The organism is Streptomyces sp. CRN 30 (genome assembly GCF_034105845.1).
On the sequence record NZ_JAVRHI010000474.1, the window covers coordinates 1 to 22,795 of the forward strand.

The window sequence follows — 22,795 nt, forward strand, 5'->3', positions numbered from 1 at the left end:
CGGCGCGTTCACCGCGTGGACGGACGCGGGGTCCGGACCGGCGGGGGCACCCGCGTGGGCCGCCGCCGGGTCGGGCCCCGGCCCCGGGGAGGCACCCGCGTGCGCGGACGCGGGGTCCGTACCCGGGGGGCTCCCCGTGTACGCGGACGCCGGGTCCGTACCCGGGGGACTTCCCGTGTACGCGGACGCCGGGTCAGTGCCGGAGCCGCTCGACGCGTGCGCGGCGGTCGGGTCCTGGGCGGAGGGACTTCCCGCGTGCGCGGACGCCGGGTCCGGCGTCGAGGGGCCGCCCGCCTGCGCGGACGCCTGGTCCGGGGTCGGGGTCGTTCCCCCGTCGGCCGGTGTCGGGGTGGTGGTCGATGTGTCCGGTGTGTGGTCGGGGGCCGGGTCCGTCGTCGGACCGTCCGCCGGGGACGCCGGCTCGGGGGCGTACCGCTGGGCCGCCTGGGCCGCCTCCGCGCCCTGGATGTCGCCCAGTTCGCGCCAGAGGTGGGCCGCGCCCGCGAGGAGTACCCCCGCCGCGACCCGGTTGCCGGTGAGGATCGCGCGGACGCCCTGCTCGTGGGTGAAGTACGCCTCCGCCCGCCGGTCCCCCGCCCGTCGCGCCGCGGACAGCCCGTGGTCCAGCAGCCGCCCCCAGACGCCGAACCGCAGGGAGCGGGCGAGACCCGGGGACGCGGCCCGAGCGACCTGGACGGCGAGGTCCGGGCGGCCCGCCCCCTCCGCGAGCCGCCCGAGCCGCTCCAGTACCCCGGTGTGGGCGGCGACCTGCGCGGGCGCGGTCGTCGCCAGCCCCGCCCACCGGGCGAAGTGCCGGCACAGCTGTTCCACGGAGAACGGCTGCGGCCCCCCGTACCGCTCCAGCGCCGGTACGACGTCCGCCACCACCCGGTAGCCGCGCTCCGTCCGCTCGGCCAGTCCGAGACCGGCGAGCGCCGTGTACAGCGCGCCGGGGTCCTCGGCCCCGTCGAGCACCCGGAGATGGCCGGGGTCCAGGTCCGCGCCGTCGAGGACCGCCAGCAGGTGCAGGGCGCGCCGCAGCGGTCCGTCGAGCCGGGCCAGCAGCGGCGGCAGCAGTTCGGCCACCGCGCCGGGCCGGGGCAGCACGGCCTCGCCGGACGGGTGCGGACGGGCGAGGACCGCCGCCCGCAGCAGCGGCAGGGGGCTGCCCTCCGCCGCCGTCCACAGGGCGAGGGCGGTCTCCTCCTCGTCGTCGCGCACCACGTGCCGGCCCAGCTCCCGGGCCAGGAGTTCCAGGGCCGCGTCCCGGCCGAGCCCGGCCAGGCGACGGGCCCGGCCGTCCTCGCCGAGCAGGCGGCCCTCGCGGGAGGCGATCACGAAGGTGGCGTCGGGGGCCGCGTCCATGAAGGTGCGCAGCCGCTCGGCGGAGTAGTCGGCGTTGTCGACGTAGACGGTCAGTTCCAGACCGCTCATCAGCCGGCGCAGCTCGCTGCTGGACGGGGCGTAGCCGCTGCTCTCGTAGCACGCCTCGAACATGTCCTGGGCGAGGTCCTCGGGTTCGCGCCGGTCGGCGTCGAGGAAGAGCACGCCGTCGCGGCCCGGCGGCAGCGCGCGGGCGGCGTAGCGCAGCAGGGCGCTCTTGCCGATGCCCGGCGGTCCCCACCACTGGACGGTCCGCCCGGCCTCCACGGCGGCGGCGATCTCGGCGAGTTCCGCCTCGCGGCCGAGCGGCGCGCCCTGGCGGCGCGGGAGCAGCCGTACCGTGGCGCGGCGTTCCGGCCGGGGCCGGTTCTCCGGCATGCGCACGGTCACCGTGGAGCCGTGGTCCGCGCCGATGACGAAGTTGTGGGCGCCCACGACGACCGGCCCGTGGGCATCGCCGCCGATGTCGGCCCGGTTGCCGCCGGGCGTACCGGAGCCGGAGCAAGAGCTGGGACCGGCGTCGCCGGTGTGGTCGGTGTGGTCGGTGTGGTCGGCCATCGTCACCCCGTTGTTCTGCGTGCGGCCGTCTGACGCTGCGTCACGCTAGTCCCGCGCGTCGGCCGTGCCCCCGTAGATTTACGGTTTCCCGGCCGCCTCCCCCAGCGTTGCCACCGGTTCCTCACAAGTGACGGTGGAGCGCTCCGGTCCCGGTGGTCTTCAGGGCTCCGCGTAGGCGACGGCGTGCAGCCGCGCGAGGTCGTCGACGCGGATCGAGCGGTAGCCGGGGGTGACGAACCCCATCGTCCTGAACCGGCGCAGGGCCTTCTGCACGCTGGGCTCCGACGCCCCCGCGAGCGTGGCCAGTTCGGGCTGGGTGATCGGCCAGCGGATCTCGGCGCCCGCGCCGGTCCGGTCCCCGTAGGTCATCGCCAGGTGGTGCAGCACCCGGGCGACGCGGGTGGCGGCGTCGCAGCCGGTGAATGTGGTGCGGTGGACGGTGGCCGCGCGGAGCTTGGCCACCACCGTCTGCTGGAGGGCGAGGGCGATCCGGTGCCGGTCCCGGACGCAGGCGACGAAGTCGTCCCGCCGTACCCGCCGTGTGAGGACCGGCCCGCAGGCGGTCACCGTCGCCGACCGGGGCCCGCCGTCCACCGCCGCGAACTCCCCGACGATGTCCCCGCGCACGCGTACGGCCAGCAGGGCGTCCCGGCCGTCGTCGGCCCGCGCGGTGACTTTGACCAGGCCGCCGAGGAGGAGCAGGACGGAGTCGGTGCGGTCGCCCTCGCGGATGAGGACCCGGCCGGCCGGGTACCGCACCCGGGTCCCGAGCGCGAGGAGCAGGTCGCGGTCGGCCGGGCCGAGGCGGCCGAGCAGGGTCGTCGGCGGCCAGTCGGCCCCCGTGCGGTCCGTCGACGCCCCCGTGCGGTCCGTCTCCGCCCCGTCCATGACCACTCCGCCTCCCTCGTGGGGTCCGCCGGCTCCACCGGGACCAGTGTGCGCACCGAAAAGCCTCACCGACCCCACCACTCCCCGTATTCCTACGACTTGTTCGCACGGCGTCCGGGCAACACTGGGACACGGGGGAGCCGACGCGGGGCCCGTCGAAGCACGGGCCCCGCGCCGCGCCCCGCACCACCGGACAGGGGAAGGGCCGTATGGAACGCCGTGTGGAACACCATGTGGAACGCCGTGTGGAACGCCGTCAGGAGCAGCGGGCCGAGCAGTGGGAGTACCGCGCCGTGCTGGCCGTGGACATCGAGAAGTCGTCGGGACGGGGGAACGTACCGCTGCTGCGCAACCGCGAGGCGCTCCGGTCGATGCTGCGGTCCGCCTTCCTCTGCGGCGGCATCGACTGGGAGGCGTGCCGGCGCACCGACCTCGGTGACGGCCTCCAGGTGACGGCGCCCGCGGGGACGCGGAAGGCGAGCCTGGTCCACCCGCTCGTGCAGGTCCTCACCGACCTGCTGATCGCGCACAACGCCGCGCAGGAACCGCGGACCCGCATCCGCGTGCGCGTCGCGCTGCACGCCGGCGAGATCTGCCTGGACCCCTCCGGGGAGGTCGCCGGGACGCCCCTGGAGACGCTGGCGCGGCTCCTCGACGCCCCCGCGGCCCGCGAGGCGCTGGCCGCGGCCCCGTGGCCGGTCCCCCTGTCGCTGCTGATGTCGCAGCACTTCTACGAGGAGACCGTCCGCCAGGGGTACGAGGGCATCGAGCCGGACCGCTTCCACCGGGTCGGCGTCGCCGTGAAGGAGTACGCGGCCGGTGCCTGGCTGCACGTCCCCGGGTGGACGCCGCCCCGGCCGGACCCCGCGCCGGAGCGGCCCGCCCGGCGCGACCGCGCGGAGCCGGTCACCTCGACGATGAACGTCCGGGCCAAGGGCGGGGGCACCGTCTACGCCAACCAGAACGGCGACCAGCACATCCGCGTCACGCGCCGCTCCTGAGCCGGTACCGCTCCCGGTCCGGTACGGTCACCGGCCCTTGGCGAGCAGCAGTTCGGTGTTGCGGTCGCCCGGTTCGCCGCCGAGGTCCGTGCGGGCTCCGGGGGCGTTGAGGGACAGCTCGCGGTAGAGCGCGGCGAGGCCGGTCTGGGAGAGGTCGGTGAAGTCCGTGCGGGCGGGGGCGGCGGACTCGACGAGGGTGGTGAAGACCGAGAGCGTGCCGTCCTTGTTGTCGGTCAGTTCGACGACCCGGGCGAGCTGGGGGTGGTCGATGTGGGAGGCGGTGGAGATCTCCCAGAAGGAGCCGCCGTCGGCGTCGGTGTGCGCGGTGATGTCGTTGCGGTGGATGTGGCCGTTGACCCAGGCGACGACGTTGCGGTGGCGGCCGAGGACGGCGAGGACGTCGTCGCCGGTGTGCCGCGCGTCGTCGGGGCGGGCCGGGTCGGGACGGGTGTTGTCCATGGTCTTGCTGGTGTGGTGGCTGAAGACGACGGCGTAGGAGTCCTTGTTCTCCTTCAGCGTCCGCTCCAGCCAGGCGAGCTGGGCCGCGCCGATCGAGCCCTCGTAGTGGCCGCCGGGGTCGGTGGTGTCGAGGCTGATGCCGAGGACGTCGTCGGAGACGCGGAAGGAGTAGTACTGGGTGCCCTCCTCGACGTTGGCGGCCGAGTAGCCGTGGCCCGCCGGGCCGGGGCCGAGGTGGGCCGGGTCGAGGTGGGCCCTCAGGTACTCGGCCGGGGTGAAGGGGGCGCGCCGCTCGTCCGGGGTGACGGGGCGCATGGCGCGGGCGTGGGCCGTGAGGAACTCCCGGTACAGGGCGCCCTGGGGGTCCTCGGCCTTCTTCAGGGCCGTCTGGACCCGCTGGGCGTCGGCGGCGGACAGCTCCATCAGCTTGCGGCCGCCGACGGCCAGTTCGGTGAGGTACGTGTCGCCGTGGGAGGCGTAGCAGCCCAGCGGCATCGCGTCGTGGTTGCCGACCGTGGAGTACCAGGGCAGGTTGAGGCCGGGGCTGCGGACCTCGCGGATCGCGGCGGCGAGGAACCCCTCCAGGCGCGGGAAGCCGAGCCGCTTGTCGGCGTCGCGCAGGTCCGCGTCGGGCTGCCAGAAGCGGGCGAGGCCGCTGTTCTGGACGCCCTCGTACTGCCGGGGGTCACCGGAGTTGGGGGTGACGCGGCCGCCGCTCATCACCGTGAGGTACCACTCCAGCTCGGTGCGGGCGTTGTTGTCGGTGTTGTCGCCTGTGGTGATCGCGCAGTGCAGCGGCGATCCGGTGACGGGGGCGCCGCGCAGGGCGTTGACCCGCTCCACGAGCGCGACGGCGCCCTGCACGGTGAGGGCCTCCTGGGGGCGCCAGGCGTGGACGTCGGTGGAGCGCAGGTACTCCAGGCGCAGCGGGTGCTGCACGTCCATCAGGTGCAGGTCGGTGAGTTGGACGAAGGCGGCGAGCGGGGTGCGGCGGCCGGCCCGGCCGGAGCGGGCGGCGGCGAGTCCGTCGCGGACGACGCGCTGCCAGCCGGGGCCCTCGCCGAGCCGCCGGTAGCCGGAGCCGGAACCGCTGTCGCGTGCCGTGGAGAGGGCGGCGACGGTCGTGCCGCGGGTGTAGGGGGCCAGGGGGGCGGCGGGGGCCTGCCGGGAGGTGAGGGCCGTGCCCCGGGCGTCGGCGGCCGTGGCGCGGGCCTCCTCGGGCCGCAGGGCGTAGCCGGCGGCGCCCCCGCCGAGGGCGACGGCGGCGGAGGCCGCGAGGACGGTACGGCGGTGGACGCCCGGCCGGTCGCCGGTGACGGTGCGTGTGCGCGACATGCGCTTCTCTCCCCGAGTGCGAACGCGTCGGCAGTGACCGCGGGCGGTCGCATCCGCGAACACCCGCTCGTACCGGATCGTTGGCACCGGGGATGACCTGTGTGTGAACGGGGCGGCAACGCGTGACGCCGATCACCGTACGTGGATCACGCGCCCGTCTGCGCGTTCGCGAACGCTCCTCGGGTGGCCGGTGGGCGGTCACGCGGCGTTCATCTGCCGGGGTAGGGGCCGTGGCCCCGGGAGAGACTCGCCGCCCTCCCGTCCGCCGGACGGTCCCGCCACAGGGCGAGGCCCGTGTCGACGAGCGGCACCCGGGTGAGGGCGGGCACCGCCTCCAGCGCGTGCCACGCCGCCAGGTCCGTGGAGCCGCCGACCTCGTGGCGGAGTTCGCCGCCGGCGACCCGGCCCTCGTAGACGATCCGCAGCGCGTGGTGGTCGGCGGAGCGGCCGAACCGCCGCCGTCCGACGACCCGCTGGGAGTCGACGCCGAGCAGGCGGCTCACCTCGACGCGGTAACCGGTCTCCTCGGCCAGTTCCCGCACGACGGTGGCGTGCGGGTCCTCGCCGTGGTCCATGCCGCCGCCCGGCAGGGTCCACTCCCCCGGACCGCTCCCGGACAGCCGGGCCAGCAGTACCTGTCCGTCCCGTACGCATACGGCGTAGGCCGCCACCCGCAGGTTCTGTCGCACGTCGGGACGCTAACCCGTCGGCGGGACGGACGGCAGTGGGCCTCGTCGGCGACGGGACCGCGGGATTGTCATGTACCGCCCGTTGTGTCCCCGGTGGCGTATGGCGGAAGTACGCCATGGTCCCGTCCCGTCCCGGTCATCCCTCCCCAAACAATGACCTCTTACGTAAAGCTGAGCGGTCGTCCGGGATCGCATTCCGGACTGGAGTGGCCAGGCCCGATCGACCTCGGTCACTCCGCCCGTACGTCCCCGCATCGCCGCACCGACCAGGGATACCGAACAACCACGAGGGATGCCGATGACCCACACTCCCCAGCGCGAGCCGATACCGGGCGCGAGACGCGCGGCCCGTATCGCCGTGGCCGCCGGCCTCGTCGCCGCGCTCAGCGCCGTCGGGCCGATACCCCTGGCCCTCGCCGCCGACGGCCCCGCCACCACCGCGCCGGCCGACCCGTCCGTCAAGTCCGCACCCGAGAAGCTGGGTTCGGACGACGCGGACCGGCTCGCCGAGGCCAAGGCCGACGGCGAGAAGAACGTCACCATGATGGTGGCCACCGCGCCCGGCGGCACCGCCGAGGTCGCGAAGAAGCTGAACGCGGTCGAGGGCGGCACGGTGGGCCGCGCCTACGACGAGCTCGGCTACGTCCGCGCCACCGTCCCCACCGCGAAGGCCGACGCGGCGATCGCCGCCGCCGCGAAGCTCTCCTCCGTCCACGGCATCGATCTACGCGAGGAGATCGAGCTGGACGACCCGACGCCGAGCGCGGACACCGCGAAGGGCGCCGCCACGAAGGCGACGGCCACCGCCGAGGCTCCCGGGAAGAACACGCCCGCGGAGAACCCGTACAACCCGTCCTTCGAGACGGGCGCCGTCGACTTCGTGAAGCAGAACCCGAAGGCGGACGGCCGCGGCATCACCATCGGCATCCTGGACTCCGGTGTGGACCTGGCCCACCCGGCGCTGCAGAAGACCACCACCGGCGAGCGGAAGATCGTCGACTGGGTGACGGCGACCGACCCGGTCGTCGACGAGGACCGGACCTGGCGGCCGATGACGGCCTCCGTCTCCGGGGGCACGTTCACCTACGGCGGCCAGACCTGGACGGCGCCCGCCGGCTCGTACAAGGTCTCCACCTTCCTGGAGTCGTACACCACCGGCGGCGACGCGGCCGGTGACGCCAACCGGGACGGCGACACCACCGACTCCTGGGGCGTGCTCTACGACGCGGCGGCCGGCACGGTCCGCGTCGACCTGAACGACAACCACGACTTCTCCGACGACACCCCGATGAAGCCGTACAAGGACGGCTTCCAGGTCGGGTACTTCGGCACCGACGACCCGAAGACGGACGTCGCCGAGCGCCAGCCGTTCGTCGTCGAGATCCGCAAGGACGTCGTCTACAACTCCGCCGGTTCGAAGGCCGACTTCGTCAACATCGGCGTCATCGAGTCCGAGCACGGCACCCACGTCGCGGGCATCACCGCCGCCAACGGCCTGTTCGGCGGGAAGATGGACGGCGCCGCCCCCGGCGCGCAGATCGTCTCCTCGCGCGCCTGCACCTGGACCGGCGGCTGCACCAACGTCGCGCTGACCGAGGGCATGATCGACCTCGTCGTCAACCGCGGCGTCGACATCGTCAACATGTCGATCGGCGGCCTGCCGTCCCTCAACGACGGCAACAACGCCCGCGCGGAGCTGTACACCCGCCTCATCGACGAGTACGGCGTCCAGCTGGTGATCTCGGCCGGCAATTCCGGCCCCGGTGCCAACACCATCGGCGACCCCGGCCTGGCCGACAAGGTCATCTCGGTCGGCGCGTCCATCTCCAAGGACACCTGGGCGGTCAACTACGGCTCGGCGGTCAGCAAGAAGTACGCCATGATGCCGTTCTCCTCGCGCGGTCCGCGTGAGGACGGCGGCTTCACGCCGACGCTCACCGCGCCGGGCGCGGCGATCAACACCATCCAGACCTGGATGCCGGGCTACCCGGTCGCCGAGGCGGGCTACTCCCTGCCGGCCGGCTACGGCATGCTCCAGGGCACCTCGATGGCGTCCCCGCAGGCCGCCGGCGCCTCGGCGCTGCTGCTCTCCGCCGCGAAGCAGAAGCACATCGACCTCACCCCGGCGAAGCTGCGCACCGCGCTGACCTCGACCGCCGACCACATCAAGGATGTGCAGGCGTACGAGGAGGGCGCCGGCCTGATCAACGTCGTGGACGCCTGGAAGTCGATCCGCAAGGGCGCCACCGCCCACGAGTACACGGTCAAGGCCCCCGTCGACACCGCGATCGACTACGCGCTGAAGACCCCGGGCTTCGGCACCGGCCTCTACGACCGCGAGGGCGGCCTGAAGGCCGGGCAGAAGAAGACGTACGAGATCACCCTGACCCGCACCTCCGGCGCGGACAAGGCGATCCGGCACGAGCTGCACTTCGAGAACAACGCCGGGAACACCTTCAAGGTCGTCGGGGACGACACCGTGAAGCTCGGCCTGAACCAGCCGGTCACCGTCGAGGTCCAGGCCGCGCCCAAGTCCGCCGGGCTGAAGAGCGCGATCCTCGAGGTCGACGACCCGAAGACCGAGGGCACCGACAAGCTGGTCATGACCACCGTCGTGGTCTCCGCGCCGCTCACGGCCGCCCAGAAGTACACCTACTCGGCGTCGGACACGGTGCAGCGCAACAGCACCACGTCCTACTTCGTGACGGTCCCCGAGGGCGCCAAGACCCTGGAGGTCGCCATCGGCGGCCTGAAGGGCGCGAGCCAGACCCGGTTCATCGCGATCCACCCGTACGGCGTCCCGCTCGACAACACCTCCACGCCGTACTGCTACAACAACTACCTCGACGGCAACGGCTGCAAGCCCGACGTGCGTGAGTACGCCGACCCGCAGCCCGGCGTCTGGGAGATCGAGGTCGAGTCGCGCCGCACGTCGCCGCTGCTCGACAACCCGTACACGCTGGACGTGTCCCTGCTCGGGGCGGTTTTCGACCCGGAGGTCGTCACCGTGCCCGAGGCCAAGGCCGGCACCCCGGTCGACGCCTCCTGGACGGTGACGAACCAGGGCGCCGCGATCGACGGCGGCAAGCTGGTGGGCGGCCCGCTGGGCTCCTCCCTCACCACCCGTCCCACCATCGCCGACGGCGCCACGCAGACCACCACGGTCGAGGTCCCCGAGGGCGCGACCGCGCTCGACGTGGCGATCGGGGGCGTCTCGGACGCCGCCGCCGACCTCGACCTGACGGTCTACGACGCGGACGGCGACGCGGTCGGCCAGAGCGCCGACGGCGACTCGGAGGAGTCCGTCTCGGTGGCCGACCCGGCCGCCGGCACGTACACCGTCGAGGTCTACGCGTACTCCGTCCCGGCCGGCTCCACGGAGTACGACTACCGGGACGTGTACTTCGCCGCCACCCTCGGCGCGGTCACCGTGGACGACGCCCCGGTGTCGCTCGCCACGGGTGAGTCCGCCACCGTCTCCGGCAGCGTGACCGCGCTGGCCGCCGCGCCGGAGGGCCGCGCGTTCTTCGGCCGCGTCCAGCTGGTGAACGCCCGCGGCACGGTCGCGGGCACCGGCAGCGTGGCCATCGAGAAGGTCGTGCCGTAGTCCGGTACGGCACGGAAGGGGGCGGACGCTTCGGCGCCCGCCCCCTTTCACGTCCGGCGGCCGGTGGTCAGTCGCAGGTCAGCGCGCGGGCCTCCGCGGCGGACGCGAGGAGACGGGGCAGCTGGGGGGCGATCTCCTTCCCGCCGACGAACAGCTCGTCCACGTACTCGCCCCCGGGCGACAGCCCGAACAGCACCCGGTCGCCGACGGCCGGGCGGCCGGGGCTCTCCTCCACCAGGAAGACGGCCTCGTCCGGCGCCCCGTCCCGCGGCGCGTACGCCCGGGTGACCCGTACGGTGATCCGCTCGGCGTCCGCGCCCGGCACCGCCTCGGCGGCGGTCACCGTGGCCTCGGCGACCAGGCGGGCGCAGGCCAGGTAGCGGGGGTCGCCGAAGGACCCGCCGGCCGCCTTGGAACCGGCCTCCACCCCGGCCCCGGAGTCCTCGGCGTAGCCGCCCCCCGCCTGGGTCAGCAGCCACGCCCCGCCGCCCAGGACCGCGGCGGCGCAGGCCACGGCGAGTGCGCCGAGGGCCACGCTGAGCGGGCGGCGACGGGGGCGGGGGCGGGCGGCCGGGCGCGCCGGCACCGGTTCCGGCGGTGGCGGGGGCTCGCCCAGCGCGTCCCCGATCATCCGCAGCCGTTCCCGGAGCGCCGCCACGTCGGCCGCCTCGGCGGAGTCCGGCGGCAGCGGCTCGCCCAGGATCGCGGCCATCAGCGCGTCGTCGGGCGCGCGCCCGTCGGGTGTGCCCTTGCGTTCGGCGGTCACGTCACACCACCTCGTCCTCGTGCAGGCGGGCGCGCAGGGCCCGTACCGCCGTGTGCAGCCTGCTCTTGACCGTGCCCTCGGGGACGCCCAGTTCCTCGGCGATGCCGCGCACCGGCAGATCGGCGTAGAAGCGCAACACGACGACCTGGCGCTGGGCGTCGGGCAGCTCGTCCAGGCCCCGGGCGACGGCGAGGGAGAGCAGGCTGGTCTCCTCGCCGGAGGGCAGGTCGCTCTGGCGCAGCGCGGAGAGGCGCTCGCCGATCCGCTCCTGGCGGCGCCGGGCCCGGTGCCAGTCCATGGCGAGGTTGGAGGCGACGACCGCCGCCCACGCGGAGACGTCCCGGGGCGCCTCCTGCCCGTTCGCGGCCCGCTCCAGGAGTCGCAGGCGGACCTGCTGCACCCCGTCCGGCAGGTCCGCCTGCGGCACCCCGCCGAGCGCGAGCACCGCCCGCACCCGGCGTTCCTGCGCCGCGTCCAGCGGATCGTCACCCGGGGGCCCGCCCATGGACCTCGCCGCCCCGCGGCGTCTTTTCACGCGCAGCACGCCACCCCTCCCCTCGCCGCGTTTCCCCTATGACGCCGCAGGGGGCGGAAACGTTCGGCGCCGGGCGGACCGGTGGGGCAGAGGCGTACGTCACACCTGGTGTGGTCCGGAACGAAAGGGGCAGGGTCGAGGCAGCACAGCTTGCGGCGCGGACGCCGTTGCGGGTGAATTCCTGCAGCTCGGCGGGGGCGCGGCCGCAGGGACACCGGCCGCCGCCCGAGCCGCCGCGGTCGCCTTCGCCCCGCCGCCGGGCAATGCGGTGGACAGGCGGGCCCGGGATGACCGCATGATGGAAAAGTCCCGGCCGCACAGGTCGGGCGCACGCATGTACGAAAGGGAGTCGCCGTGAGGGTCGGAATCGTCGGAGCCACCGGTCAGGTGGGCACGGTCATGCGCAGGATTCTCGACGAGCGGGCCTTCCCGGTCACCGAGCTGCGCCTGTTCGCCTCCGCCCGGTCCGCGGGCCGGGAGCTGGACGGCGTGACGGTCGAGGACGCGGCGACCGCCGACTACTCCGGTCTGGACATCGTGCTCTTCTCCGCGGGCGGCGCCACCTCCAAGGCGCTGGCCGAGAAGGTCGCCGCGCAGGGCCCCGTCGTGATCGACAACTCCTCGGCCTGGCGCCGCGACCCCGAGGTGCCCCTGGTGGTCGCCGAGGTCAACCCGCACGCGATCGCCTCCCGCCCCAAGGGCATCATCGCCAACCCGAACTGCACCACGATGGCCGCGATGCCGGTGCTGCGGCCGCTGCACGCCGAGGCGGGTCTCGAAGCCCTCGTGGTGGCCACGTACCAGGCGGTGTCCGGGTCCGGTCTCGCCGGTGTGGACGAGCTGTTCGAGCAGGTCAAGAAGGTCGGCGAGGACGCGCCGAAGCTGACCCACGACGGCGGTGCCGCCGACTTCCCGAAGCCGGAGAAGTACGTCGCGCCGATCGCGTACAACGTGCTGCCGATGGCCGGTTCGATCGTCGACGACGGTCTGCACGAGACCGACGAGGAGCAGAAGCTCCGCCACGAGTCCCGCAAGATCCTGGAGATCGAGGGGCTGAAGGTCTCCGGCACCTGCGTGCGCGTCCCCGTCTTCACCGGGCACTCCCTCCAGATCAACGCCCGTTTCGCCCGCCCGATCAGCGTGGAGCGCGCCAAGGAGCTGCTGGGCGGCGCCCCCGGCGTGGCCCTCACCGAGGTCCCGACCCCGCTCCAGGCCGCCGGCCAGGACCCCTCCTACGTCGGCCGCGTCCGGCGCGACGAGACCGTCGACAACGGTCTGGCGCTGTTCGTCTCCAACGACAACCTGCGCAAGGGCGCCGCGCTGAACGCGGTGCAGATCGCGGAGCTGGTGGCGGCGGAGCTGTCCGGGAAGGCCGGCGAGTAATTCCTCGGTTCCGCCGTCCTTCCGCGCCGCCCGCCCGTGGAAGGATGGCGGAAACGACACATACGAGGAGATGACCGCGTGCCTGGCACAAACCTGACCCGCGAAGAGGCGCAGCAGCGGGCGAAGCTGCTCACCGTTGACGCGTACGAGATCGATCTCGACCTCTCGGGCGCGCAGGAGGGGGGCACGTACCGGTCCGTGACCACGGTGCGTTTCGACGTCACCGAGACGGGTGCCGCCTCCTTCATCGACCTGGTGGCGCCGGCCGTGCACGAGGTCGTCCTCAACGGCGACCAGCTCCCGGTGGACGAGGTCTTCGCCGACTCGCGGATCGCCCTGCCCGGCCTGCTGGAGGGCCGCAACATCCTCCGGGTGGTCGCCGACTGCGCCTACACCAACACCGGCGAGGGTCTGCACCGGTTCGTCGACCCGGTCGACGAGCAGGCCTACCTGTACACCCAGTTCGAGGTGCCGGACGCCCGCCGGGTCTTCGCCTCCTTCGAGCAGCCGGACCTGAAGGCCACCTTCCAGTTCACCGTGCGGGCCCCCGAGGGCTGGACGGTGATCTCCAACTCGCCCACCCCCGAGCCGCGCGACAACCTCTGGGTGTTCGCGCCGACGCCGCGGATCTCGACGTACGTCACGGCGCTGATCGTCGGCCCGTACCACTCGGTGCACAGCGTGTACGAGAAGGACGGCCGCACGGTGCCGCTCGGCATCTACTGCCGTCCCTCGCTCGCCGAGCACCTCGACTCGGACGCGATCTTCGAGGTGACCCGGCAGGGCTTCGACTGGTTCCAGGAGAAGTTCGACTACGCGTACCCGTTCGAGAAGTACGACCAGCTCTTCGTGCCGGAGTTCAACGCGGGCGCGATGGAGAACGCGGGCGCGGTCACCATCCGCGACCAGTACGTCTTCCGCTCGAAGGTGACGGACGCCGCGTACGAGGGCCGGGCCGCGACGATCCTGCACGAGCTGGCCCACATGTGGTTCGGCGACCTGGTCACCATGACCTGGTGGAACGACCTGTGGCTGAACGAGTCGTTCGCCACCTACGCGGAGGCCGCCTGCCAGGCGTACGCGCCCGGCTCGAAGTGGCCGCACTCCTGGACGACGTTCGCCAACCAGATGAAGACCTGGGCGTACCGGCAGGACCAGCTGCCCTCCACGCACCCGATCATGGCGGACATCAGCGACCTCGACGACGTGCTCGTCAACTTCGACGGCATCACGTACGCCAAGGGCGCCTCCGTCCTCAAGCAGCTCGTCGCCTACGTCGGGGAGGACGAGTTCTTCCGCGGCGTGCAGGCGTACTTCAAGCGGCACGCGTTCGGCAACACCCGCCTGTCCGACCTGCTGGGCGCCCTGGAGGAGACCTCCGGGCGGGATCTGAGGTCCTGGTCGAAGGCGTGGCTGGAGACGGCCGGCATCAACGTCCTGCGCCCGGTGATCGACACCGACGCGGACGGCGTCATCACCTCCTTCGCCGTCCGGCAGGAGGCGCCGCCGCTCCCGGCCGGCGCGAAGGGCGAGGCGACGCTGCGTCCGCACCGCATCGCGATCGGCTTCTACGACCTCGACCCGGCCGGCAAGCTGGTCCGCGGCGAGCGCTTCGAGCTGGACGTCGACGGCGAACTGACCGATGTGCCGCAGGTGGTCGGCGCCCGCCGCCCCTCGGTGGTGCTGCTCAACGACGACGATCTGTCCTACGCCAAGGTCCGCCTGGACGAGCGGTCGCTGGCGTTCGTCACCGAGCACCTCGGCGACTTCGCCGAGTCCCTGCCGCGCGCGCTGTGCTGGGCGTCGGCCTGGGACATGACCCGGGACGCGGAGCTGGCCGCCCGTGACTACCTCGCCCTGGTGCTCTCCGGCATCGGCAAGGAGTCCGACATCGGCGTCGTGCAGTCGCTGCACCGGCAGGTGAAGCTGGCGATCGACAGCTACGCCGACCCGGCCGCCCGCGAGACGCTGCTGACCCGCTGGACCGAGGCGACCCTCGCGCACCTGCGGGCCGCGACGCCGGGCAGCGACCACCAGCTCGCGTGGGCGCGGGCGTTCGCGGCGACGGCCCGCACCCCGGAACAGCTCGACCTGCTGGACGCCCTCCTCGAGGGGACGCAGACCGTGGAGGGCCTCGCCGTCGACACGGAGCTGCGCTGGGCGTTCGTGCTCCGTCTCGCCGCGGTGGGCCGCTTCGACGAGGCGGAGATCGCCGCCGAGCACGAGCGGGACCGTACCGCCGCCGGTGAGCGGCACGCCGCGGCGGCGCGGGCCGCCCGGCCGACCGAGCAGGCCAAGGCCGAGGCGTGGGCGTCGGTCGTCGACTCCGACAAGCTGCCGAACGCGGTGCAGGAGGCGGTGATCACCGGCTTCGTCCAGACCGACCAGCGCGAGCTGCTGGCGCCGTACACGGACCGGTACTTCGAGGTGCTCCAGGGCGTCTGGGACTCCCGTTCGCACGAGATGGCCCAGCAGATCGCGGTCGGCCTGTACCCGGCGGTGCAGGTGACCGACGAGACGCTGCGCAGGACCGACGCGTGGCTGGCCTCCGCCCGGCCGAGCGCGGCCCTGCGCCGGCTGGTCTCGGAGTCCCGCTCGGGTGTGGAGCGCGCGCTGCGCGCCCAGGCGGCGGACGCGGCGGCGAGCTGACGGTTCTCCGGTACGGGGAGGGGCGCCCGGAGCATTCCGGGCGCCCCTCCCCGTACCCGTCGTCTCCGTCCGCTCAGCCCACGTACCGGCTGACCGCCGCCTCCGTCGCCGCCCGTTCCGCGTCGTCGGCCGCCCAGGCCGCGTACCCGTCGGGCCGCACCAGCAGCGCGGTACGCCGGCCGCTGACCCAGTGCCGTACCGCGAGCCGGCCGTCGTGGCCCTCTCCGCGCATGTCGTCGCTCTTCAGGTAGTCCGGCGTGATCAGCACGAACCGGCCGCCGCGCAGCGCCTCGTAGAGCCGGCCGCCGCCCGCGAGGGCCACGTCGGGGACCCGGGCGCCGGTGAGGGGGTGGGCGCCGCGCGGCGCGGGGTAGCGGACGCCGACGCCGGTGACCTGCCCGGCCATCCTGCGGCGGGCAGGGCCCACGTGGTCCAGGACGGTGGTGGCGGCGGCCCGCAGCCCGCGCGTGAAGGGGCGGTCGGCCATCGCGAGCCGGACGATGCCGCCGCTGCTGCGCAGTACCGTCCGGCCGACGGGGTGCCGTTCGGCCTGGTAGGTGTCGAGGAGGCCGTCGGGGGCGTGGCCGCGCAGCACGGCGGCCAGCTTCCAGCTCAGGTTGGCGGCGTCCTGGAGTCCGGTGTTCATGCCCTGGCCGCCGGCCGGGGAGTGGACGTGCGCGGCGTCCCCGGCGAGGAAGACGCGGCCCGCGCGGTAGGCCGGGGCCTGCCGTTCGTCGCTGTGGAAGCGGGACATCCAGCGGGCGTCGTGCATGCCGTAGTCCCGGCCGAGCGCGGTCCGGGTGATGCCCCGGATCTCGTCCAGGTCGAGGGGTTCGGTGTCGGCGACGTTCCGGGCGCGGTCCCAGCCGATCACCCGGTGGTAGCCGTCGCCGAACGGGGCGAGGAAGGCGAAGGTGCCGCCGGCCGCGTTGGCGGTGAGCAGCTGTCCGGGCTCCTCGGCGAGGCGTACGTCGGCGAGGACCACGGAGCGGATCACCGAGCGCCCGGGGAAGGGCAGCCCGACCGCCTGCCGTACGGCGCTGCGCATCCCGTCCGTACCGACGGCGTACGCCGCGCGCAGCTCGCCCGCCGCGCCGCCGGGCCCCCGGACCTCGACGGTGACGCCGTCCGCGTCCTGGCGGAGCCCGGTCACCTCGGTCTCGTCGCGGAACTCGACGCCCGCCTCGGCGGCCCGCCGGTGCAGCACCTTCTCCACCTCGTACTGCGGGACGACGAGGAGGTGCGGGAAGCGGGAGCGCAGGACGGAGAGGTCGACGGTGAGGCTGCCGAAGAAGCCGATGCGGTCCAGGCGGCGGCCGACGGTCTCCACGTCGTCGGCGAGGCCCCGGGCGTCGAGCTGTTCGAGGGTGCGGGCGTGCACGACGAAGGCGCGGGAGAGGTTGCTGATCCCCGGCGGGCGCTTCTCCACGAGGGTGACGGGGACGCCGGCGGCGGCGAGGTCCCCGGCCAGGAGCAGACCGGTGGGACCCGCGCCGACGACGATCACGGAGCTTGCGGCCGCGGTGGACATCTCGGTGCCGTGCATCTGAGCCTCCTGGACGGTGCCGGGGACAGTACGCCGGCCGCCAAGGTATCGGCACACGCGTCGAGGGCGCCCGCTTTCCCAGCGGACGCCCTCGGCGAGGAGAAGCGGATTCAGGCCTTCGCGTCGGCCTTCATCGTCTCCCGGGTCTTGATGTTGCGGGTGGTCACCCGGTGCTCCTCCTTGGAGCGGTCGAGGACCATGACGAGGCCCGCGATCACCGCGAAGAGCACGACCGGGGCGAAGACGTAGAGGCCCAGCGTCTCGATGACGCTGAGACCGGAGCCGGGGTCGTCACCGTCGTCGCGGGTCAGCGCGAGCGCGGGGGACGACATGAGCAGCATCATCAGCGTCGTACCGGCCGCCAGGGTGCCGGCGCGCAAGGCGTTCTTCTTGTCCACGTCCCCAAGTTAGCGAACGCCGATCGACACCGCGCGCCCGGGGTGCCGTACGGGGCCCCGGGCGGGCGGCGTTCACCGGCCGGGGCCGGCGCGTACGGCGTCGAACAGGGCGTGCAGCCGGGGGGAGGCCGCCAGTTCCTCCAGGGTCACCGGGCGGCCCTCGGCGTCGGCGACCGGCAGCCGCCAGTTCGGGTACTGGTCCCAGGTGCCGGGCAGGTTCTGCGGGCGGCGGTCGCCGACCGCGTCGGGCAGCCAGACGCCGACCATGCGGGCCGGGGTGGCGCGCAGGAAGCGGTACAGCGCCTGGACGCCGGCCTCCTCGGAGGCGGGGTCGGTGCCGCCGCCGGTGCCCCGGAGCAGCCCCAGCCGGGCCAGCAGGTCCAGCCACTCCCCCGCGTCCGCCGCCGCCTCGGCCCGCTCCTCCTCGACCGGCCGGGTGAGCAGCCCGAGGCGGTCGCGGAGGCCGACGTGCTCGCCGGTGAGGCGGGCGGCGGTGGGCGGCAGGTCGTGGGTGGTGGCGGTGGCCAGGCAGTCGGCGCGCCAGGCGTCGGCGGGCAGCGGGCGCCCGTCACCCTCCCAGTCCCGTTCGAAGAAGAGCACGGAGGTGCCGAGCACGCCCCGCTCGCGCAGCGTCTCCCGTACCCCGGGTTCCACGGTCCCGAGGTCCTCGCCGATCACGACCGCCCCCGCCCGGGACGCCTCCAGCACCAGCACGGCGAGCATGGCCTCGGCGTCGTAACGGACGTAGGTGCCCTCGGTGGGCGGGTGGCCCTCGGCGACCCACCAGAGCCGGAAGAGGCCCATCACGTGGTCGATGCGCAGGGCGCCGGCGTAGCGGAACAGGCCGCGCAGCAGGTCGCGGAAGGGCGCGTAGCCCGACTCGGCGAGCCGGTCCGGGCGCCAGGGCGGCAGGCCCCAGTCCTGGCCGCGGGCGTTGAAGGCGTCCGGCGGGGCGCCCACCGACATGCCGGCGGCGAAGTGCTCCCGCTGCGCCCAGGCATCGGCGCCGACCGGGTGGACGCCCACCGCGAGGTCGTGCACGATGCCCAGCTCCATGCCCGACTCGCGGGCGGTGCGCTGGGCGTCGGCGAGCTGGGCCTCGGTGAGCCAGGTGAGCCAGGCGTGGAAGTCGACGCGGTCCATCAGCTCGGCGCGGGCGCGGGCGGTCTCCCCGGAGCGCGGGTCGCGCAGGCCGGCGGGCCAGCTCCGCCAGTCGGAGCCGTGCACCTCGGCGAGGGCGCACCAGGTGGCGTGGTCCTCCAGGGCCTGTCCCTGCTCGGCGAGGTAGTCGCAGTAGGCGGCACGCCTCCCGGGACCGGGCGGGACCTCGCGCAGCGTTCGCAGCGCCTCCCGCTTCAGCTCCCACACCGCGTCCCGGTCGATGAGGGCGTCGCGCTCGGTGACGTCCTCCCGGAGCCGCCCGGCCCGCTCCAGCAGGTCGCGCAGGGGCCCGGGGTCGTCGGCGTACGCGAACTCGGGCAGCGCCTCGACCCGCAGATGCACCGGATCGGGGAAGCGCCGGGAGGAGGGCCGGTAGGGAGAGGGGTCGGTCGGAGCCCCGGGCACAGCGGCGTGCAACGGATTGACCTGCACGAACCCGGCGCCGAGGGTGCGTCCGGCCCAGGCGGCCAGCTCACCGAGGTCACCGAGGTCGCCCATGCCCCAGGACCGGCGGGAGAGCAGGGAGTAGAGCTGGACGAGGATGCCGTAGGAGCGGGCGGCCGGGGTGGGCAGCCGCGGCGGGGCGACGACGAGGTGGCACCGCGCGACGTGCCCGTCCGGCGCGGTGGCGGTGACCCGGTGCACACCGGCCGGCAGCCCTTCGGTGGTGTCCCGCCGCTCCCCCTCCTCCGTCTCCACGCCGATCCGGGTGCCGGCGGGCAGCGCCGCCAGGGCGGCCGGCAGGGGTCCGCCGCTCCACCACACCACGGTCGGCGGCAGCAGGGCGGTGCTCAGCTCGGCCTCGCGGGCGGCGAGCGCGGCCCGTACGGCCTCGGGGTACCGGGCGTCGACGCCGAGGGCGGCCAGGGTGCGGGTGAGGGCGGCGGCGGAGGCGGTGACGACGCGGTCGGGGGACGGGCGGTAGGAGGCGGCGACGCCGTGCAGCTCGGCGAGCCGGGTCAGTTCCTCGGACGGCGGCTCGGCGGACCGGGGACCCGTCACCTACGGCCTCGTGGCTTCCGGTACGGCGAAGGAGGGCCCGCCCTGCTCCGGCACGACCGCCGTCAGCTCGGGCGAGGACTCACTGGTCAGCGGCACCACGTCGGGGAAGGGCGCCTCGCTGGTGAGCGGTTCGGCGTCGGGCAGCGGCGGCTCGCTGGTCAGCGGCGGCTCCACGTACGCCATCGGGGTGCCGAACGGGGGCGTGATCTCGGCGTCGGCGGACTCCTCCGCCACGGGTTTGCAGGGAGAGGGAAAGGTGAGATGTGCGGCCACGTGGGCCTCCTTGTCGAGACGGCCGGGGATATCCAGCCCTACCCAAAGGGCGCGGAAGCAGACGCCCTGACGTGGCGAACGTGACCCTGGTCACACTCGTCCGAGGTATCTCACCCTACCGAGGCGGCGAACCGCGCCCAGGACTTCGTCGGAGCTGATGACCAACGCCCTGCTGCACGGCAGCCTCCGGGGATGGCTCGTCCGCGTGGCGGTGAGCCTCGACCGGTGCGCCCTGCGGGTCGAGGTCAGCGACCCGCGCGGTGAGCGGCTGCCGCGCCCGCGACCGGTCACCGACCAGGCCCTGTCTCCCCTACCCTGAACCCGTGGACCCCCGCGAATCCGGAGGAGCCTTGTGACCGTGACCGCTGACCGGCCCCAGATGCTTGTCACCGAGTTCGAGGAACTCGCCCGGCACGCCGCCCGGAGCATAGAAGGCGCCCGGCTTGAGTTCATCAGCGGACACATCGGGGGAAAAGCAGTGCCTGACGGCGATCACGGACGCATCATTCAGTGGCTGACTCGCATCTGCATGCAGCACCGGCCTGATCTGTGGCTGGACCCCACACAGGGACTGGTGGTCGAGACCTACCGGGAGGGCCGAGCCCGTCCCGACGGTTCCCTGGCCCCGGCGGATGCTTTCGTCGGCCAAGGCGAATGGGCCGACCCCACCCCCGTCCTCATGACCGTCGAAGTCACCTCGTACGACTCCGACACCGACCGGCGTGACCGCGTCGACAAGCCCCGGGCGTACGCCGGGGCCGGGATTCCGGTCTACCTGCTGATCGACCGGGACACCTGTGAGGTCAAGGTGCACAGCCGGCCCGACGGCGGGCGGTACGAGACCGTGCAGACGTTGCCCTTCGGCAAGGAGGTCGCGCTGCCCGAGCCCGTCGGGATCACCCTGGACACCGAGCCGCTGAAGAACTGGGTGCGCTGAACCCGCCTCCAGCCGCTCGGCGTCGCAGGTACACGAAGGCCCGGATCTCGATCAGGCGGAGATGCCGTCGATCCGGGCCAGTGCGTCGTCCGCGCCGTACGGCTGCAGGTACGGCAGCCAGCGCGGGTCCCTATGGCCCGTGCCGATGATGCGCCAGGCCAGACCGGTGGGCGGGGCGGGTTTGTGGCGCAGCCGCCAGCCGATCTCGGTGAGATGGCGATCCGCCTTGGTGTGGTTGCAGCGGCGGCACGACGCCACCACGTTGTCCCAGACGTGCTTGCCCCCGCGGCTGCGCGGGACGACGTGGTCGACGCTGGTTGCGACGCCACCGCAGTACATGCACCGGCCCCCGTCGCGGGCGAACAGCGCCCGGCGGGTCAGCGGAACGGGCCCCCGGTAAGGGACCCGCACGAAGCGTTTGAGCCGGACCACGCTGGGTGCGGGGACTGTGACGGTCGCACTGTGCAGAAAGGCGCCGGACTCCTCTAGGCACACGGCCTTGTTCTCCAGGACGAGGACGAGCGCGCGGCGGAGCGGTACGACGCCGAGTGGCTCGTACGACGCGTTGAGGACCAGGACATGCGGCACGGATGCCTCCTTGTACGCCGGCGGCGCGTGGCTCGCGCCGGGACGATCCGTAGTCAGTCTCCCCTCATGCCTGGTGGAAGCGCCAGCATGTCCCGGTAACGGGCTGGGAGTGTTTTCGACCACATCCGATACATCCCCCGGTGGCTGACCAGTTCAAGCGCGGGTGAGCACCGTCTCTCCTCAGCTCATCCCACCGGTCCGCACATCGTGCCCCGTTAGTGTGGTTCCTCCGCCCGCACAGTGACCTTTTCGTGACCTCGGATCACCGCGGCAGGGCGGACCGCTTGCCCCTGGAGGTTCCGCCTTGTCCCCGTCCGCCGTCCGCTCCGCCGTTCTCGCGGCCGCCGATCCCACCTCGTCGCTCTCCCCGTCGCCGTCCTCGTCGACCCCCTCGGTGCCCTCGTTCCAGGACGCCCAGGAGAGCGCCTCGAACGCCGCCGGGTGGATCGAGGAGAACTGGTCGACCTGGCTCGCGATCGGCCTGCGCGTCCTGCTGATCGTCGTGATAGCCGCGGTCCTCCGGGTGGTCGTGCGGCGTGCGATCACCAAGCTGATAGACCGGATGAACCGGACCGTGCAGACCATGGACGGCACGGCGCTCGGCGGTCTCCTGGTCAACGCCGAACGGCGCCGGCAGCGCTCACAGGCCATCGGGTCGGTGCTCCGTTCGGTGGCGAGCTTCCTCATCCTCGGCACCGCCGCCCTCATGGTGCTCTCCACCTTCCAGATCAACCTGGCCCCACTGCTGGCCTCCGCCGGTGTCGCGGGCGTCGCCATCGGCTTCGGCGCCCGCAACCTCGTCACCGACTTCCTCTCCGGCGTCTTCATGATCCTGGAGGACCAGTACGGCGTCGGCGACACCGTCGACGCGGGCGTCGCCTCCGGTGAGGTCATCGAGGTCGGGCTGCGCGTGACCAAGCTGCGCGGCGACAACGGCGAGATCTGGTACGTCCGCAACGGCGAGGTCAAGCGCATCGGCAACCTCTCCCAGGGCTGGTCCACGGCCGGCGTCGACGTCACCGTCCGCTCCGGCGAGGACCTCGACAAGGTGAAGGAGTCCATCGACGCGGTCGCCGAGCGGATGAGCAAGGAGGAGCCCTGGACCGAGATGCTCTGGGGCCCCATCGAGGTTCTCGGCCTGGACTCGGTCCTGCTGGACTCCATGGTCGTCCGGGTCTCGGCGAAGACCATGCCGGGCAAGTCCCTCACCGTCGAGCGCGAACTGCGCTGGCGCATCAAGCGGGCCTTCGACGCCGCCGACATCGACATCGTCGGCGGGGCCACCGCGCCGGTGGAACACTCCGAGCTGCCGCCCGACCCGACGGCCGCCGTCGCCGCCCCGTCCGTCTACTCCAACACCGCCTCGCCCCAGTCGGCCGCGGCCTCCCCCCTGGTGCCCCCGAACATCGCCAAGTGAGCCCTCGTCCACCCTGCGCCCCGGGAACCGAACCGGTTCCCGGGGCGTATTGATGGGCAGGGGTGGTACAAAACGGCGCCCGCGAGCATGCGAGCGAGCACGCACGCAAGTACGCGAGCAAGTACGCGAGCGAGCACGCGAACGGTCGTGGCCGGGAGGGGCCGTACAAGATCGTGTGAAGGCCGGTGCGCTTCCCGGCCCGGACAGCGATACTTGCGGC

18 protein-coding genes are annotated in these 22,795 nt (G+C 73.6%); 7 read left to right on the top strand and 11 right to left on the bottom strand.

What is annotated here, in order from left to right; all coding sequences use genetic code 11:
• Nucleotides 1-1,941, bottom strand: a 1,941-nt coding sequence (locus UW392_RS53470; protein ID WP_320782721.1) for an ATP-binding protein, incomplete at its 3' end; no start/stop codon positions are given.
• Nucleotides 1,942-2,100: 159 nt separating this feature from the next.
• Nucleotides 2,101-2,829 (bottom strand): Crp/Fnr family transcriptional regulator, encoded by a 729-nt coding sequence (locus UW392_RS53475; RefSeq protein ID WP_320782722.1) that lies wholly within the window; start codon nt 2,827-2,829, stop codon nt 2,101-2,103.
• A gap of 245 nt (nt 2,830-3,074) precedes the next feature.
• On the opposite strand from UW392_RS53475, the gene UW392_RS53480 reads away from it, so the two are divergent.
• A complete protein-coding gene (locus UW392_RS53480) occupies nt 3,075-3,830 on the top strand; it encodes a hypothetical protein (protein WP_320782723.1) in 756 nt (251 codons plus the stop codon).
• Between the two features lie 27 nt (nt 3,831-3,857).
• Here the strand turns inward: UW392_RS53480 and UW392_RS53485 are convergent, their stop codons facing one another.
• Entirely contained in the window at nt 3,858-5,624 is a 1,767-nt protein-coding gene (locus UW392_RS53485; protein WP_320782724.1) for a TIGR03767 family metallophosphoesterase, read from the bottom strand.
• Nucleotides 5,625-5,833: 209 nt separating this feature from the next.
• The gene (locus tag UW392_RS53490) at nt 5,834-6,313 is read right to left on the bottom strand and encodes an NUDIX hydrolase (protein WP_320782725.1); all 480 of its coding nucleotides are present in this window, start codon (nt 6,311-6,313) and stop codon (nt 5,834-5,836) included.
• Nucleotides 6,314-6,611: 298 nt separating this feature from the next.
• Between UW392_RS53490 and UW392_RS53495 the strand changes: the two genes are divergently transcribed.
• Entirely contained in the window at nt 6,612-9,920 is a 3,309-nt protein-coding gene (locus UW392_RS53495; protein ID WP_320782726.1) for a S8 family serine peptidase, read from the top strand.
• Nucleotides 9,921-9,987: 67 nt separating this feature from the next.
• Here UW392_RS53495 and UW392_RS53500 read toward each other — a convergent pair whose 3' ends face one another.
• Nucleotides 9,988-10,686 carry a hypothetical protein gene (locus UW392_RS53500; RefSeq protein ID WP_320782727.1) on the bottom strand — a complete coding sequence of 233 codons (699 nt, stop codon included), beginning with the start codon at nt 10,684-10,686 and terminating at the stop codon, nt 9,988-9,990.
• 1 nt (nt 10,687) lies between these two features.
• Nucleotides 10,688-11,191 carry a sigma-70 family RNA polymerase sigma factor gene (locus UW392_RS53505; protein WP_320782728.1) on the bottom strand — a complete coding sequence of 168 codons (504 nt, stop codon included), beginning with the start codon at nt 11,189-11,191 and terminating at the stop codon, nt 10,688-10,690.
• Nucleotides 11,192-11,575: 384 nt separating this feature from the next.
• On the opposite strand from UW392_RS53505, the gene UW392_RS53510 reads away from it, so the two are divergent.
• Both UW392_RS53510 and pepN read left to right on the top strand, forming a co-directional pair.
• A complete protein-coding gene (locus UW392_RS53510; RefSeq protein ID WP_320782729.1) occupies nt 11,576-12,604 on the top strand; it encodes an aspartate-semialdehyde dehydrogenase in 1,029 nt (342 codons plus the stop codon).
• Between the two features lie 78 nt (nt 12,605-12,682).
• Nucleotides 12,683-15,253, top strand: coding sequence for an aminopeptidase N (pepN, locus tag UW392_RS53515; RefSeq protein ID WP_320782730.1), 2,571 nt, complete (start codon nt 12,683-12,685; stop codon nt 15,251-15,253).
• Between the two features lie 73 nt (nt 15,254-15,326).
• Here the strand turns inward: pepN and UW392_RS53520 are convergent, their stop codons facing one another.
• The 4 genes from UW392_RS53520 to UW392_RS53535 form a co-directional block, all read right to left on the bottom strand.
• Nucleotides 15,327-16,799, bottom strand: coding sequence for an FAD-dependent monooxygenase (locus UW392_RS53520; RefSeq protein ID WP_320782731.1), 1,473 nt, complete (start codon nt 16,797-16,799; stop codon nt 15,327-15,329).
• 110 nt (nt 16,800-16,909) lie between these two features.
• On the bottom strand, nt 16,910-17,197 hold the full coding sequence (locus UW392_RS53525) for a hypothetical protein (RefSeq protein ID WP_320782732.1): 288 nt from the start codon (nt 17,195-17,197) through the stop codon (nt 16,910-16,912).
• Between the two features lie 72 nt (nt 17,198-17,269).
• Nucleotides 17,270-19,360: a 4-alpha-glucanotransferase gene (gene malQ, locus UW392_RS53530; RefSeq protein ID WP_320782733.1), complete on the bottom strand. Its 2,091-nt coding sequence runs from the start codon at nt 19,358-19,360 to the stop codon at nt 17,270-17,272.
• Nucleotides 19,361-19,633 carry a hypothetical protein gene (locus UW392_RS53535; RefSeq protein ID WP_414497563.1) on the bottom strand — a complete coding sequence of 91 codons (273 nt, stop codon included), beginning with the start codon at nt 19,631-19,633 and terminating at the stop codon, nt 19,361-19,363.
• 157 nt (nt 19,634-19,790) lie between these two features.
• On the opposite strand from UW392_RS53535, the gene UW392_RS53540 reads away from it, so the two are divergent.
• Entirely contained in the window at nt 19,791-19,952 is a 162-nt protein-coding gene (locus tag UW392_RS53540) for a hypothetical protein (protein ID WP_320782734.1), read from the top strand.
• A 33-nt stretch (nt 19,953-19,985) separates the two neighbouring features.
• A complete protein-coding gene (locus UW392_RS53545) occupies nt 19,986-20,570 on the top strand; it encodes a Uma2 family endonuclease (protein WP_320782735.1) in 585 nt (194 codons plus the stop codon).
• Nucleotides 20,571-20,621: 51 nt separating this feature from the next.
• Here the strand turns inward: UW392_RS53545 and UW392_RS53550 are convergent, their stop codons facing one another.
• Nucleotides 20,622-21,158, bottom strand: a complete 537-nt coding sequence (locus tag UW392_RS53550; protein ID WP_320782736.1) for an HNH endonuclease — start codon at nt 21,156-21,158, stop codon at nt 20,622-20,624.
• 304 nt (nt 21,159-21,462) lie between these two features.
• Here UW392_RS53550 and UW392_RS53555 point away from each other — a divergent pair, with 304 nt between their 5' ends.
• Complete coding sequence (locus UW392_RS53555) at nt 21,463-22,575, top strand: mechanosensitive ion channel family protein (RefSeq protein ID WP_320782737.1); 1,113 nt, start codon at nt 21,463-21,465, stop codon at nt 22,573-22,575.
• The last annotated feature ends 220 nt before the right edge of the window (nt 22,576-22,795 follow it).

Bases quoted from the DNA above. Each gene is read 5' to 3' on its own strand.
- UW392_RS53475 (WP_320782722.1), bottom strand. From the start codon at position 2,829: ATGGACGGGGCGGAGACGGACCGCACGGGGGCGTCGACGGACCGCACG.
- UW392_RS53485 (WP_320782724.1), bottom strand. From the start codon at position 5,624: ATGTCGCGCACACGCACCGTCACCGGCGACCGGCCGGGCGTCCACCGC.
- UW392_RS53495 (WP_320782726.1), top strand. From the start codon at position 6,612: ATGACCCACACTCCCCAGCGCGAGCCGATACCGGGCGCGAGACGCGCG.
- UW392_RS53505 (WP_320782728.1), bottom strand. From the start codon at position 11,191: ATGGGCGGGCCCCCGGGTGACGATCCGCTGGACGCGGCGCAGGAACGC.
- UW392_RS53520 (WP_320782731.1), bottom strand. From the start codon at position 16,799: ATGCACGGCACCGAGATGTCCACCGCGGCCGCAAGCTCCGTGATCGTC.
- UW392_RS53540 (WP_320782734.1), top strand. From the start codon at position 19,791: ATGACCAACGCCCTGCTGCACGGCAGCCTCCGGGGATGGCTCGTCCGC.